Origin of the sequence: Pseudomonas sp. R76, from assembly GCF_009834565.1 — a bacterium.
GTDB lineage: Bacteria > Pseudomonadota > Gammaproteobacteria > Pseudomonadales > Pseudomonadaceae > Aquipseudomonas.
Window position 1 is genome coordinate 1,167,273 of the sequence record NZ_CP019428.1, and the last position, 14,375, is coordinate 1,181,647.

Consider the following 14,375-nt stretch of genomic DNA (forward strand, 5'->3'; position numbering starts at 1 on the left):
GCGAGGCTCTGCCTGGTTATCGAACCCTACAGGGAGAGTCTGGAATGAATTCGCTTTATCTGGCCTCGGGCTCCCCAAGGCGGCGTGAACTGCTGACCCAGATCGGTGTGCCCTTCACCGTGGTCAGCGCCGCTATTGATGAAACTCCTCTTACAAACGAACCGGCTGTGGCCTACGTCGAGCGCCTTGCGCGCGGCAAGGCTACGGCGGGTTTTGCTGCGCTTGAACACACCGCGGACACCTGCGTGCTGGGTGCTGACACGGCTGTGATCGTTGATGGGAAAATCCTCGGCAAGCCAGTGGATCAGGCCGACGCCCTGGCGATGTTGATGGCCTTGGCCGGGCGTGAGCACGAGGTGCTGACCGCTATTGCCGTCACCGACGGTTCGCGCTGCGAAACACGCTGTGTAAGCAGTCGCGTACGGTTTCGCGGTATTTCTGTCGAGGAGGCGACAACCTACTGGCACAGTGGAGAACCTCAGGACAAGGCAGGCGGCTATGCTATCCAGGGGCTTGGTTCGGTGTTTGTCGCCGGGCTCAATGGCAGCTATTCCGCCGTGGTAGGCCTGCCGGTGTGCGAAACCGCGCAACTGCTTGGCCAATTCGGCATACCCTGTTGGCAAAACCTTACCGCGCGCTGAACGCCTTACTTGCGCGCCAAGCCTTAAGCGATCGGTCACTATTGTGAAAACGCCTGAACGAGACCCAGCCATGAGTGAAGAGATTCTGATCAATATCACGCCGATGGAATCGCGCGTGGCGGTGGTAGAGAACGGTGTTCTGCAAGAAGTGCACGTCGAGCGCACCCAGAAGCGCGGCATTGTCGGCAATATCTATAAAGGCAAAGTGGTACGCGTGTTGCCGGGGATGCAGGCTGCTTTCGTCGATATCGGCCTGGACCGCGCGGCGTTTATCCATGCCTCGGAAATCTCCTTGCGCGAAGGCCCGGCGGTCGAAAGCATCAGTGCGCTGGTGCATGAAGGGCAGAGCCTGGTGGTGCAAGTCACCAAGGACCCTATCGGCTCAAAAGGCGCGCGGCTGACGACTCAGCTGTCGATTCCTTCGCGTTACCTGGTGTACATGCCGCGCACCGCCCACGTCGGCATTTCCTTGAAGATCGAAGATGAAGCCGAGCGTGAGCGCCTGAAAAAGGTGGTCAGCGACTGCGTGGCTGCCGAAGGCATCAAGGAAGCGGGTGGCTTTATCCTGCGCACCGCCGCAGAAGGCGCCGGTGCCGATGAAATCCTCATGGATATCCGCTACCTGCGGCGTTTGTGGGACCAGATCGGCGCTCAGATCAAAACCATCGGCGCACCAAGCGTCATCTATGAAGACCTCGGCCTGGCCCTGCGCACCCTGCGCGATCTGGTCAGCCCGAAGATTGAGAAAATTCGCATCGATTCGCGGGAAACTTTCCAGCGCACCACGCAATTTGTCGCCGAATTGATGCCGGAAATTGCCGATCGCCTGGAGCACTACCCTGGCGAACGGCCGATTTTCGACTTGTATGGCGTTGAAGACGAGATCCAGAAAGCTCTGGAGCGCAAGGTGCCGCTCAAGTCCGGCGGCTATCTGGTGGTCGACCCGGCGGAAGCCATGACCACCATTGACGTCAACACCGGCGCGTTCGTTGGCCACCGCAACCTCGAAGAGACTATCTTCAAGACCAATCTCGAGGCGGCCACCGCCATTGCCCGTCAGATGCGCCTGCGCAACATGGGCGGCATCATCATCATTGACTTCATCGACATGGAAGACGAAGAACATCAGCGCCAGGTGCTGCGCACGCTCGAGAAGCAACTGGAACGCGATCACGCCAAGACCAATATCATCGGCATCACCGAGCTTGGCCTGGTGCAGATGACCCGCAAGCGTACCCGCGAAAGCCTCGAGCAAGTGCTCTGCGAGCCTTGCAGCAGTTGCCAGGGACGCGGCAAGTTAAAGACCCCGGAAACGGTTTGCTACGAGATTTTCCGCGAAATCTTACGGGAGGCACGCGCCTATCAAGCCGAAGGTTATAGAGTGCTCGCCAACCAGAAAGTGGTTGATCGGTTGCTGGATGAGGAGTCCGGTAACGTCGCTGAACTGGAGGTTTTTATCGGGCGCACGATTCGCTTCCAGGTCGAAACCATGTATTCCCAGGAACAATACGACGTGGTGCTGCTCTGATCCCCAATCGCTTTCTTTCTTCGAGACCGGCAGACCTTGATCTGCCGTCCGCTAACTGCCTTGAGGGTCGCCTGACATGGAGCGTCTGAAACGCTTTTTTGCCGCTTTGACCCGTTGGGGCCTAGGCTTGTGCGCCTTGCTGCTGGTGTTGGCAGCGGTGTACGTGAGCCTGGGTCGTGAATTGACCCCGCTGGTGGCTGAATACCGCGCCGAAATCGAAGCCAAGGCCCAGGCCGCGGTGGATATGCCCGTGCACATCGGCAGCCTGGAAGGGCGCTGGAGCGGCTTCGCGCCGGTGCTGCTGGCCCACGACGTGATGGTCGGCGAGGGCAGCAGTGCCTTGCGCCTTGACCAGGTTGAAGTGGTGCCGGATCTGTGGGCCAGCCTGATGGCGCGCGAAGTGCGCATTGCCCACCTGGAAGTCAGTGGCCTGCAATTGAGCGTCAAGGAAGACAAGGATGGCCGTTGGGCGCTGCAAGGCTTGCCGGTGCAGGATGACCAGCCGCTGGACCCGGAGCAATTGCTCACGCGTATGCAAATGGTCAAGCGTGTGTCGTTGCTCGATAGCCAAGTTACCTTGCAACCCTTCGACCAGTCGCCGCTGACCCTGACTTACGTGGGCCTGAGCCTGCACACCGGCGCCACCCGCCAACGCCTCGATGCCCGCCTGACCTTGCCTGATGGGCAGCCTCTTGCCCTGAGCCTGCGCAGCCGAATTCGCGCCAGCCAATGGAAAGACGGCCAAGTCGAAGCCTACCTGAGCCTGCCCCAAAGCGATTGGGCAAAATGGATTCCGGCCAAGCTGACCCAGCAGTGGAAACTCACCCAATTCAAAGCGGGTGGCGAGTTCTGGCTGACCTGGGCAAAGGGCGCTGTGCAAAGCGCAGCGGTGCGCCTCAATTCACCTCAGGTGAAGGGCAGCTACGCCGAGCGCAAGCCGGTGCATATTGAAAACCTTGCCCTGACAGCTTACCTGCAACGCAGCGATACCGGCCTCAAGGTGCTGTTTGATTCGCTGGCGATGAACATCGGTGAGACGCGCTGGGAGTCACGCCTGCAATTGCAGCAGAGCCTGGCTACCGACAAGGACCTGGAAGTCTGGAAGCTGCAGGCTGATCGCCTCGACCTGACGCCCATCACGCCGCTGCTGAATGCCTTGGCACCCTTGCCTGAAGGCTTTGCCAAAACCATAGAACACCTCAAAGCCACCGGCTTGCTGCGCAATGTGCTGGTGGATTTCCGCCCCCAGGACACCAGCGACCAGAAGGTCAGCTTTGCCGCAAACCTGGAGCGCATCGGCTTCGATGCTTACCTTGGTGCGCCAGCCGCGCGGAACGTGTCCGGCAGCATCAGTGGCGACCTGGGCCACGGCGAACTGCGCATGGACAGCAAGGACTTTTCCTTGCACCTGTTCCCGATCTTCGCCAAGCCCTGGCAGTACATCCAGGCCAACGCGCGCCTGACGTGGAAGCTGGATAAGGAAGGCTTCACCCTGATCGCTCCGTACATCAAGGTGCTGGGCGAGGAGGGCAAGGTTGCTGCGGACTTCCTGATTCGTCTGCATTTTGACCACAGCCAGGAAGACTACATGGACCTGCGGGTCGGCATGGTCGATGGCGATGGCCGTTTCACGCCCAAGTACCTGCCAGCGGTGTTGAGCCCGTCACTGGATGAATGGCTGCGCACGGCGATTCTCAAAGGTGCGGTTGACCAGGGTTTCTTCCAGTACCAAGGCTCGCTGAACCACGATGCATTGCCGGCTGCACGCAATATCAGCCTGTTCTTCAAGGTGCATGACGCCGAACTGGCATTCCAGCCGGGCTGGCCCCATGTGAGCAAGGTCAATGGCGAAGTGTTTGTCGAGGAGAGCGGCGTACGCATCCTGGCGAGCAAGGGTCAGTTGCTCGACACCAAGGTCAAGGACGTCTACGTCAACATTCCTCACGCGCCAGCCGGTAAGGACAGTCACCTGCTGATCACCGGTGGGTTTGCCGGTGGTTTGGGCGATGGCTTGAAAATCCTCCAGGATGCGCCGATAGGCACCGGCTCGACCTTTGCCGGGTGGAAAGGCGAGGGTGACCTGCAAGGCTCGCTGGACCTGGATATTCCATTGGCCAAGGGCACTGAGCCGAAGATTGTGGTGGACTTCCAGACCGACAAGTCCCGCCTGCAATTGGCCGAGCCGACCCTGGACCTGACTCAGCTCAAAGGTAATTTCCGCTTCGACAGTGCCAAGGGCTTGAGTGGTCAGAACATCTCGGCGCAAGCGTTTGACCGACCGATCACCGCGCAAATCTTCGCTGATGGCAAGCCGGGCAATATCAGTACGCGCGTTACCGCCAAAGGCCAAGTCACGGTTAAACGCCTGACGGACTGGTTAAAAATCAGCCAGCCAATGCCGGTGTCCGGCGATATTCCCTATCAACTGCAACTGACCCTGGATGGCGCTGATAGCCAACTGATGGTCAGCTCCAGCATGAAGGGCGTAGCGGTCGATTTGCCGGCACCGTTTGGCATGCCCGCCAGCCAGGGTCGCGACAGTGTGTTCCGCATGACTTTGCAGGGCTCCGAGCGTCGCTACTGGTTCGACTACGGCGAGCTGGCGAGCTTTACCTTTGCCTCGCCACCCGACAAATTCAATGATGGCCGCGGGGAGTTGTTCCTGGGGGATGGGAGTGCCGTGCTCCCGGCTGCCAAAGGCCTGCGCATTCGCGGTGTGTTGTCTGAGCTGGACATCGACCCTTGGAAAAAACTGGTAAACCGCTACGCCGGCAATGATCCAGGCGGCAGTGCCAAGCAACTGCTCAGTGGCGCAGATTTCAAGGTAGGCAAGCTGACCGGTTTTGGTACGCAGTTTGATCAGGTCAATCTGCAATTGGATCGTAAGCCGGCTGCCTGGGGTTTGCAGTTAGACAGCCAGCAGGCCAAAGGCGCTGTGAACCTGCCGGATGCCAAGGGTGCACCTATTGCGATCAACTTGCAGTACGTGAAATTGCCGGCGGTGGACCCGACGGTGCAGGCGGATGAGAATGCGCCGGACCCATTGGCTGATATTGATCCAAAAGACATCCCTGCCCTGGATATAGCCATCAATCAGTTGTTCCAGGGGCCGGACCTGGTGGGGGCCTGGTCGCTGAAGATCCGGCCAACCGCCAAAGGGCTGGCCTTCAACAACCTGGACCTGGGCCTCAAAGGCATGCAACTCAAGGGGGCCGGTGGCTGGGAAGGTGCGCCGGGCGCCAGCAGCAGTTGGTACAAAGGCCGCCTGGATGGCAAGAACATCGCCGATGTACTCAAGGGCTGGGGCTTTGCGCCAACGGTGACCAGCGAGGACTTCCACCTCGACGTGGACGGTCGCTGGCCGGGTTCGCCGGCCTGGGTTGGGCCCAAGCGTTTCTCCGGCAGCCTGGATGCGGCGTTCCGCAAAGGCCAGTTCGTTGAGGTTGAAGGTGGTGCCCAAGCCCTGCGGGTGTTTGGTTTGCTGAACTTCAACTCTATTGGGCGCCGTTTGCGACTGGACTTCTCGGACTTGTTAGGCAAAGGCTTGAGTTATGACCGGGTCAAAGGTTTGTTAGCCGCCAGCAATGGCGTGTTCGTGACCCGTGAGCCCATCACCATGACTGGGCCATCCACTAACCTTGAGCTAAATGGCACGTTGGACCTGGTCGCTGACCGGGTCGATGCCAAGCTGCTGGTTACATTGCCGGTGACCAATAACCTGCCGATTGCCGCGTTGATCGTGGGGGCGCCGGCCATTGGTGGCGCGCTGTTCCTGATCGACAAGTTGATCGGTGACCGCGTGTCGCGCTTCGCCAGCGTGCAATACAAGGTGCAAGGTCCTTGGAAGGATCCAAAAATCACCTTCGACAAGCCATTTGAAAAACCAAACTGAGAGCCTGTGGAGTAGCATGGCCGCATGCCCTTTACGGAGTGTCGGCCTATGTCCCTTGCGGTAATTCAAATGGTCAGTCAGAGCGATGTTCTGGCCAACCTGGCCCAGGCCCGGCGCTTGCTGGAACAAGCGGCGGCAGGCGGTGCGAAGCTGGCAGTGCTGCCGGAAAACTTCGCCGCCATGGGCCGCCGTGACGTAGCCGATATCGGTCGCGCCGAAGCATTAGGCGAAGGCCCGATCCTGCCATGGTTGAAACAGACCGCCCGCGACCTCACCTTATGGATAGTGGCCGGCACATTGCCGTTGCCGCCCAAGGACCAACCCAACGCCAAGTCCAACGCCTGCTCGCTGCTGATCGACGATCAGGGCGAAATCGTAGCCCGTTACGACAAGCTGCACCTGTTCGATGTCGACGTGGCGGATGCTCGAGGTCGTTATCGTGAATCCGACGACTATGCTTTCGGTGGCAATGTGGTGGTGGCGGACACGCCGGTGGGGCGTTTGGGCCTGACGGTGTGTTACGACTTGCGCTTCCCCGAGCTGTACAGCGAGTTGCGCGCGGCGGGGGCTGAATTGATTACCGCGCCCTCGGCCTTTACAGCCGTAACCGGTGCTGCGCATTGGGATGTGCTGATTCGTGCGCGTGCCATCGAAACCCAGTGCTATCTGCTGGCGGCCGCTCAAGGCGGCGTACATCCAGGCCCGCGTGAAACCTACGGCCACGCGGCGATTGTCGACCCTTGGGGGCGTGTGCTGACACAACAGGATCAAGGCGAAGCGGTGTTACTGGCCGAACGCGACAGCAGTGAACAGGCGTCGATACGGGCGCGCATGCCGGTGGTCAACCATCGGCGCTTTTTCTCGCAGGGCGCGCAGCGGCCTGCCTCGGAACGATGAATTTAAGGCCAAACCTATGAGCGAGTTGTTGTCCTCAGTCAGTGAACATCTCCTGGCACCCGGTGGCGTGACCATCGAAAGTTTGCAAACCGTGCTCGGCGATCTGGCCGGGCCAGGCATCGACGCAGCCGACCTGTATTTCCAGGGGCAGATTTCCGAGTCCTGGGCTCTGGAAGACGGCATCGTCAAGGAAGGCAGCTTCAACCTTGACCAAGGTGTGGGCGTGCGCGCGCAATCCGGTGAAAAGACCGGTTTTGCCTACAGCAACGCGATCACCCCTGAAGCCCTGGGCCTGGCGGCGCGTGCGGCGCGCTCGATTTCCCGCGCCGGCCAGAACGGTACGGTGCAGGCGTTCAGCACTCAGGACGTGGCGCAGTTGTATGCGCCGGACAATCCCCTTGAAGTGATCAGCCGCGCGGAAAAAGTTGATTTGCTCAAGCGTATCGACGCCGCTACCCGCGCGCTCGACCCGCGCATCCAGCAAGTCACGGTGAGCATGGCCGGCGTTTGGGAACGCATCCTGGTGGCGTCCACTGACGGTGGCCTGGCGGCAGATGTTCGGCCGCTGGTACGGTTTAACGTCAGTGTGATCGTCGAACAGAACGGTCGCCGCGAGCGCGGTGGCCATGGCGGCGGCGGGCGTACCGACTACCGTTATTTCCTCGCTGAAGACCGCGCCATGGGGTACGCCCGTGAAGCGCTGCGCCAGGCGCTGGTCAACCTGGAGGCCATTCCGGCGCCGGCGGGTACGTTGCCGGTGGTATTGGGTTCGGGTTGGTCCGGGGTTCTACTCCACGAAGCGGTGGGCCATGGCCTTGAAGGCGACTTCAACCGCAAGGGCAGTTCCGCCTACAGCGGGCGCATGGGCGAAATGGTCGCGTCCAAGCTGTGCACCATTGTCGATGACGGCACCCTGGCCGGTCGCCGTGGCTCGCTGAGCGTCGACGACGAAGGCACGCCCACCGAGTGCACCACGCTGATTGAAAACGGCGTGCTCAAGGGCTACATGCAAGACAAGCTCAATGCTCGCCTGATGGGCGTGGCGCGCACCGGTAACGGCCGCCGCGAGTCCTACGCGCACCTGCCGATGCCACGCATGACCAACACCTACATGCTCGGCGGCGAAAGCGACCCGGCAGAAATCATCGCCTCGGTAAAACGCGGGATCTACTGCGCCAACCTCGGCGGCGGCCAGGTGGATATCACCAGCGGCAAGTTTGTGTTCTCCACCAGCGAGGCGTACCTGATCGAAGACGGCAAGATTACCGCGCCGGTCAAGGGGGCGACGTTGATTGGTAACGGGCCGGAAGCCATGAGCAAGGTGTCGATGGTCGGTAACGACCTGTCGCTGGACAGCGGTGTCGGCACGTGCGGCAAGGATGGGCAGTCGGTGCCGGTGGGTGTCGGCCAGCCAACCTTGAAAATTGATGCGATCACCGTGGGTGGCACGGGGTCGTAAGGGCCGGAGCTTCGGGTGGCGAAGGTCGCCACCCGGGGAAGAGGATCAGCGCAGACCGCGTTGAGTCTCGTCCAGCTCACGGATGTACTTGAAGATTTTACGGCTGGTGGCCGGCGCCTTGTTATGCGCCTGCTCGTGCTGAGCCTGACGGATCAGGGAGCGCAGTTGCTGGCGGTCAGCATCCGGGTAGTCCAGCACGAATTTCTCCAGCACCGCGTCATCGCCCGAGATCAGGCGGTCACGCCAACGTTCCAGGTTATGGAAACGTTCGTTGTACTGGCGAGTGGAGGCATCGGTTTGATCAAGCAACGCCAGAATCGCGTCAGTGTCCTGATCGCGCATCAGCTTGCCGATAAACATGATGTGCCGTTTACGCGCGATATTCGCGGTGTGCTTGGGTGCATCCGCAAGCGCCCGGCGCATTTCGTCGGTCAGTGGCAGTTTTGCAATCAAGTCTTTCTTGAGCGTTGTAAGGCGCTCGCCGAGGTCAACCAGAGCATGCAGCTCACGTTTGACCTGGGTTTTGCTTTTCTCCCCATCGAGGGAGTCGTCGTAAGAATCAACCATGGTGGCAGTCCGCAAAGAAACGCCGCCATGATAACCAGTCGGGGGCCGCTTGTCCGGCCCGGTCGCTCGATGGCCTTAACCGAAAGCAGAATTTGAGTGGAGAAAACCATGAGTGCAGCCCAAAGCGTCGGTCCGCAAGCGTTACCGGCACTGCAGGAACAAGTCGAGCAGATCCTTGCCGAGGCCAAGCGCCAGGGGGCCAGTGCCTGTGAAGTGGCGGTGTCGCTGGAGCAGGGGCTGTCGACGTCGGTACGCCAGCGCGAAGTGGAAACCGTTGAGTTCAACCGCGACCAGGGTTTCGGTATCACCTTGTATTCGGGGCAGCGCAAGGGCTCGGCCAGCACGTCGGCCAGCGGGCCGGAGGCGATTCGTGAAACTGTCGCCGCTGCATTGGCAATTGCCAAACACACCTCTGAAGACGAAAGCTCAGGTCTCGCCGACAAAGCGTTGATGGCGAAGGACTTGAAGGATTTCGATCTGTTTCACGCCTGGGACATCACGCCTGAACAGGCGATCGAATTAGCGCTGACCTGCGAAGCGGCGGCCTTTGATGCCGACCCCCGTATCAAAAATGCTGACGGCACCACGTTGAACACGCATCAGGGCTGCCGTGTATACGGCAACAGCCATGGTTTTATCGGGGGTTACGCCTCCACTCGGCACAGCCTGAGCTGCGTGATGATCGCCGAAGCCGATGGCCAGATGCAGCGTGATTACTGGTACGACGTGAGCCGTAAGGGCGAATTGCTGGCGGACCCGATCAGCATTGGCCAGCGCGCGGCGCAGCGTGCGGCGAGCCGTCTGGGCGCGCGCCCGGTGCCGACCTGTGAAGTGCCTGTGCTGTTTTCGGCCGAACTCGCAGGTGGCCTGTTCGGCAGCTTCCTGGGCGCCATCTCGGGTGGCAATCTGTACCGCAAGTCCTCATTCCTTGAGGGGGCAATCGGCCAGAAGCTGTTTCCTGAGTGGTTGACCATCGATGAGCGTCCGCACCTGATGCGCGCAATGGGCAGTGCGGCGTTCGACGGTGATGGCCTGGCGACCTATGCCAAACCGTTCGTCGAGAAGGGCGAGTTGGTGTCCTATGTCCTGGGTACTTACTCCGGTCGCAAACTCGGCCTGCCAAGCACCGCCAACGCCGGTGGCGTGCACAACCTGTTCGTGACCCATGGCGACGAGGACCAGGCTGCGCTGTTGCGTCGTATGGGCAGAGGCTTGCTGGTCACCGAATTGATGGGCAGTGGCCTGAATATGGTGACCGGTGATTACTCACGTGGCGCGGCGGGTTTCTGGGTGGAAAACGGTGAGATTCAGTTCGCCGTTCAGGAAGTGACCATTGCTGGCAACATGCGCGATATGTTCAAGCAAATCGTCGCAGTGGGTAATGACTTGGAGCTGCGCAGCAACATTCGCACTGGGTCGGTACTGATCGAGCGGATGACTGTCGCCGGTAGCTAAAACACCACCACGCTCCACTAAAAAGGCGCGCCATCCTACAGATGGCGCGCTTTTTTTATGCCTGTGTCACAGATGGATTCATGTGCCACTCTTGTTTTGATTCTCAATATCATTTAATAATAACTATCATTACCGAATGAGTGTGGATCATGAGTTCTGTCCTGCATGAGGATCCGTACCTGGAAAGCTGGCGCTGGATGAGTCGTCAGATTCGCTGCGGCCTCGATCCCAATGAACCTCGCCTGATCGAACATTACCTCAACGAGGGTCGATACCTGGCGTGTTGCTCCGCGACGCATCCATGGACGATTGCCGAAACATCCTTCCGCCTGTTGATCGACACTGCCAGTGATATCGCCTTGCCCTGGCATTGGCGATCCACGTGTCTCGACCAAGCGTGGCGCCCGCTGCGCGACCTGGAAAACCTCTCTCACTGTGCCTGCCGCCTAAAGCGCTGGCAGACCTTTGCCTGGCAATTGGCAACTTGCGAATTGCTGCCTTCCATTTCTGTTTCTGACCTGGTGCAAGGATCCTCCGATGAGTAACACCCGTATCGAACGCGACAGCATGGGCGAACTGCAGGTGCCGGCCGAGGCCTTGTATGGCGCGCAAACCCAGCGCGCGGTGAACAATTTTCCGATCAGCAACCAACGCATGCCGAAGCAATTTATTCGCGCGCTGATCCTGGCCAAGGCCGCCGCCGCCAAGGTCAATGTCGACCTCAAGCAGATCAGCGAAAGCCAAGGCAAGGCCATCGTCGATGCCGCCCAAGGCTTGCTGGAAGGCGATTTCATGCCGCACTTCCCGGTGGATATCTTCCAGACCGGTTCCGGCACCAGCTCTAATATGAACGCCAACGAAGTGATTGCGACTCTGGCCACACGGCTGTTGGGCGAGACGGTCAACCCCAACGACCATGTCAATTGTGGCCAAAGCAGCAACGACATCATTCCGACCACGATCCACGTCAGCGCCGCATTGGTGCTGCACGAGCAAACGCTGCCGGCCCTGCTGCATCTGGTCCAGGTAATCGAACACAAGGCCGAGGAGGTTCACCCGTACATCAAGACCGGCCGCACTCACCTGATGGACGCCATGCCGGTGCGCATGAGCCAGGTGCTCAATGGTTGGGCGCAACAGCTCAAGGCCAATATCGGCCACTTGCAAGACCTGCTGCCGAGCTTGCAGGCCCTGGCCCAGGGCGGTACGGCGGTCGGCACGGGGATCAACGCGCACCCTGAATTCGCGGCACGTTTCAGCCAACAACTGAGCAGCCTCACTGGCGTGAAGTTCACGCCGGGCAAAAACCTGTTCGCATTGATCGGCTCTCAGGACACGGCCGTCGCCGTCTCCGGCCAGCTGAAAGCCACCGCGGTCTCGCTGATGAAAATCGCCAATGACCTGCGCTGGATGAACTCCGGCCCGCTTGCAGGTCTGGGTGAAATCGAGCTGGAAGGCCTGCAGCCGGGCTCCTCGATCATGCCGGGCAAGGTCAACCCGGTGATTCCGGAGGCGACCGCCATGGTCGCGGCCCAGGTGATCGGCAATGACACGGTCATTACCGTCGCCGGCCAATCCGGTAACTTCGAGCTGAATGTGATGCTGCCGATCATTGCCCAGAACCTGCTCGGCAGCCTCGAACTGCTGGCCAATGCCAGCCGCTTACTGGCCGACAAGGCCATCGCCAGCTTCAAGGTCAACGAAGCCAAGCTTAAGGAGGCGCTGTCGCGCAACCCGATCCTGGTCACCGCACTTAACCCAATCATTGGTTACCAAAAAGCCGCTGAAATCGCCAAGAAGGCCTATCAGCAGGGCCGTCCGGTCATTGACGTCGCCCTCGAGCACACCGACCTGCCCCGCAGCCAGCTTGAGATCCTATTGGATCCGGAAAAGCTCACGGCTGGCGGCGTGTAATCACCGACTCTGCTTTGGAGGCTCACCATGGAGCACTGGAAACGCACGATCGAACGGGCCAATCGCTGCTTTATGCAGGGCGAGCTGGTCGACGCTCGCGAGGCCTATCTGCAAGCCCTGGCCCTGGCTCAAGTGTTATTCGAGCGCTGGGCGGATGCCGACGAAGCAGTGGCGGCTTGCGTCATTTCCCATCACAACCTGGCGGACCTGCACTTGCGCCTGAACCAGCCTGAGGAAAGCGCGGAATACCTCTGCGCTATCCATCAACGCCTGTTGCAGACCATGCAGGACCCGCGCCTGAGCCCGCAATTGCGCGAGGCGGCACTGCGCCAGAGCAGCAAGACTTACGTCGAACTGTTGAATTTCATCAGCGATCACGGCGAGTACCCGCGTACCCATCGCTTGCTCGGTGGCACTGCGGCGCAATCGGATGCGTCGACCCGCAACAGTCCTTATTACGGAGCACATTGATATGTCCTACACCTTGCCTGCCTTGCCTTACGCCTACGATGCGCTGGAGCCGCATATCGATGCGCAAACCATGGAAATCCACTACACCAAGCACCACCAGACCTACATCAACAACTTGAATGCGGCGGTCGAGGGCACAGAGTTCGCGGGCTGGCCAGTTGAGAAGCTGGTGTCCAGCGTTCAGCAACTGCCGGAAAAACTACGTGCCGCCGTCATCAACCAGGGCGGCGGGCATGCAAACCACTCGTTGTTCTGGGCGGTGATGTCGCCAAAAGGAGGCGGCAAACCTGAAGGTGCGTTGGGCAAAGCGATCGAGGAGCAGCTGGGCGGTTTCGACAGCTTCAAAGACGCTTTCACCAAAGCCGCCCTGACCCGTTTCGGCAGCGGTTGGGCCTGGCTGAGCGTCACGCCGCAGAAGACCCTGGTGGTCGAAAGCAGTGGCAATCAGGACAGCCCGTTGATGAGCGGCAATACGCCAATCCTCGGCCTCGACGTCTGGGAGCACGCCTACTACCTGCTCTACCAGAACCGTCGCCCCGAATACATCAACGCCTTCTACAGCGTCATCAATTGGCCGGAAGTCGCCGCACGCTACCAGGCTGCCCTGGCCTGATATTCACCCAATAACAAGATCTAAGGCCGACTATGGGCACTGAAACACTGGCGATCAGCAGCGGACGAATGTTTCGTTATGCGTTTGGCTCGCTGCTGCTATTGGCAGGTACAGCATTGCTGGTGGCCCACGGGTTGGCCTGGCTGGATCTTGAACCGCGAATCCTGCGCGCCTTGCAGGGCGGGGCGATTTGCGCGCTCGGCACGGCACTCGGTGCGGTCCCGGTGCTGGTTATTCGTCGCATGCCGGTGGCGCTCAGCGACATGTTGCTGGGCTTTGGTGCCGGCGTGATGCTGGCGGCGACGGCATTTTCGCTGGTCGTCCCAGGTATTGCTGCCGCTGAAAGCTTGGGGCTCTCGCCTTGGGGCGCCAGTGGTTTGATCAGCTTCGGCATCATGCTGGGAGCATTCGGGCTGTACCTGGTTGACCGCAAGGTCTCTGGTGCCAGCCCGGAAATGCTGGTGGGCACGCCGGATAAACCGGTTATACCGCCGCGTATCTGGCTGTTTGTGTTTGCGATCATTGCCCACAACATCCCGGAGGGCATGGCCGTGGGCGTGTCTGCAGGTGGCGGGCTGCCGGATGCTGACAGCTTGGCTATGGGCATTGCCCTGCAAGACGTGCCGGAAGGTTTAGTGATTGCGCTGGTATTGGCTGGAGCAGGGATGTCGCGGGTCAAAGCCTTTCTGATAGGTGCAGCGTCAGGTCTGGTTGAGCCGGTGTTTGCCGTCCTCTGTGCCTGGCTGGTAAGCCTGGCCGAAGTGCTGCTGCCTTTGGGGTTGGCGCTAGCCGCTGGGGCGATGCTGTTGGTGGTGACTCATGAAGTCATTCCCGAGTCACGGCGTAACGGCCACGAAAAGCTTGCCAGCCTTGGGCTATGCATCGGGTTTTGTTTGATGATGGCGATGGATACAGCATTAGGGTGAGGCTATTGCAGC

General features: G+C 60.1%; 12 protein-coding genes. 11 read left to right on the plus strand and 1 reads right to left on the minus strand.

Annotation, left to right across the window (positions count from 1 at the left end; all coding sequences use genetic code 11):
- Nucleotides 1–44: 44 nt before the first annotated feature.
- The 5 genes from PspR76_RS05155 (at nucleotide 45) to tldD (ending at nucleotide 8,417) form a co-directional block, all read left to right on the plus strand.
- Nucleotides 45–641 carry a Maf family protein gene (locus PspR76_RS05155; protein ID WP_159954246.1) on the plus strand — a complete coding sequence of 199 codons (597 nt, stop codon included), beginning with the start codon at nucleotides 45–47 and terminating at the stop codon, nucleotides 639–641.
- A 70-nt stretch (nucleotides 642–711) separates the two neighbouring features.
- Nucleotides 712–2,169 carry a ribonuclease G gene (rng, locus tag PspR76_RS05160; protein WP_159954247.1) on the plus strand — a complete coding sequence of 486 codons (1,458 nt, stop codon included), beginning with the start codon at nucleotides 712–714 and terminating at the stop codon, nucleotides 2,167–2,169.
- Nucleotides 2,170–2,245: 76 nt separating this feature from the next.
- The gene (locus PspR76_RS05165; RefSeq protein ID WP_159954248.1) at nucleotides 2,246–6,061 is read left to right on the plus strand and encodes a YhdP family protein; all 3,816 of its coding nucleotides are present in this window, start codon (nucleotides 2,246–2,248) and stop codon (nucleotides 6,059–6,061) included.
- A gap of 48 nt (nucleotides 6,062–6,109) precedes the next feature.
- Nucleotides 6,110–6,958 (plus strand): carbon-nitrogen hydrolase family protein, encoded by an 849-nt coding sequence (locus tag PspR76_RS05170; RefSeq protein WP_159954249.1) that lies wholly within the window; start codon nucleotides 6,110–6,112, stop codon nucleotides 6,956–6,958.
- A gap of 16 nt (nucleotides 6,959–6,974) precedes the next feature.
- Nucleotides 6,975–8,417 (plus strand): metalloprotease TldD, encoded by a 1,443-nt coding sequence (gene tldD / locus PspR76_RS05175; RefSeq protein ID WP_159954250.1) that lies wholly within the window; start codon nucleotides 6,975–6,977, stop codon nucleotides 8,415–8,417.
- A 45-nt stretch (nucleotides 8,418–8,462) separates the two neighbouring features.
- Here the strand turns inward: tldD and yjgA are convergent, their stop codons facing one another.
- On the minus strand, nucleotides 8,463–8,984 hold the full coding sequence (yjgA, locus tag PspR76_RS05180; protein ID WP_017138246.1) for a ribosome biogenesis factor YjgA: 522 nt from the start codon (nucleotides 8,982–8,984) through the stop codon (nucleotides 8,463–8,465).
- A gap of 108 nt (nucleotides 8,985–9,092) precedes the next feature.
- On the opposite strand from yjgA, the gene pmbA reads away from it, so the two are divergent.
- The 6 genes from pmbA to PspR76_RS05210 all read left to right on the plus strand — a co-directional run bounded on the left by pmbA (nucleotide 9,093) and on the right by PspR76_RS05210 (nucleotide 14,363).
- On the plus strand, nucleotides 9,093–10,439 hold the full coding sequence (pmbA, locus tag PspR76_RS05185) for a metalloprotease PmbA (RefSeq protein ID WP_159954251.1): 1,347 nt from the start codon (nucleotides 9,093–9,095) through the stop codon (nucleotides 10,437–10,439).
- Between the two features lie 149 nt (nucleotides 10,440–10,588).
- On the plus strand, nucleotides 10,589–10,984 hold the full coding sequence (locus PspR76_RS05190) for a FagA protein (RefSeq protein ID WP_159954252.1): 396 nt from the start codon (nucleotides 10,589–10,591) through the stop codon (nucleotides 10,982–10,984).
- Entirely contained in the window at nucleotides 10,977–12,353 is a 1,377-nt protein-coding gene (locus PspR76_RS05195) for a class II fumarate hydratase (RefSeq protein ID WP_159954253.1), read from the plus strand. The genes PspR76_RS05190 and PspR76_RS05195 overlap by 8 nt, the downstream gene beginning before the upstream one ends.
- 27 nt (nucleotides 12,354–12,380) lie before the next feature.
- Nucleotides 12,381–12,824 (plus strand): hypothetical protein, encoded by a 444-nt coding sequence (locus PspR76_RS05200; protein WP_159954254.1) that lies wholly within the window; start codon nucleotides 12,381–12,383, stop codon nucleotides 12,822–12,824.
- 1 nt (nucleotide 12,825) lies between these two features.
- The gene (locus PspR76_RS05205; protein ID WP_159954255.1) at nucleotides 12,826–13,437 is read left to right on the plus strand and encodes a superoxide dismutase; all 612 of its coding nucleotides are present in this window, start codon (nucleotides 12,826–12,828) and stop codon (nucleotides 13,435–13,437) included.
- Between the two features lie 32 nt (nucleotides 13,438–13,469).
- On the plus strand, nucleotides 13,470–14,363 hold the full coding sequence (locus PspR76_RS05210) for a ZIP family metal transporter (protein WP_159954256.1): 894 nt from the start codon (nucleotides 13,470–13,472) through the stop codon (nucleotides 14,361–14,363).
- Nucleotides 14,364–14,375 lie beyond the last annotated feature (12 nt).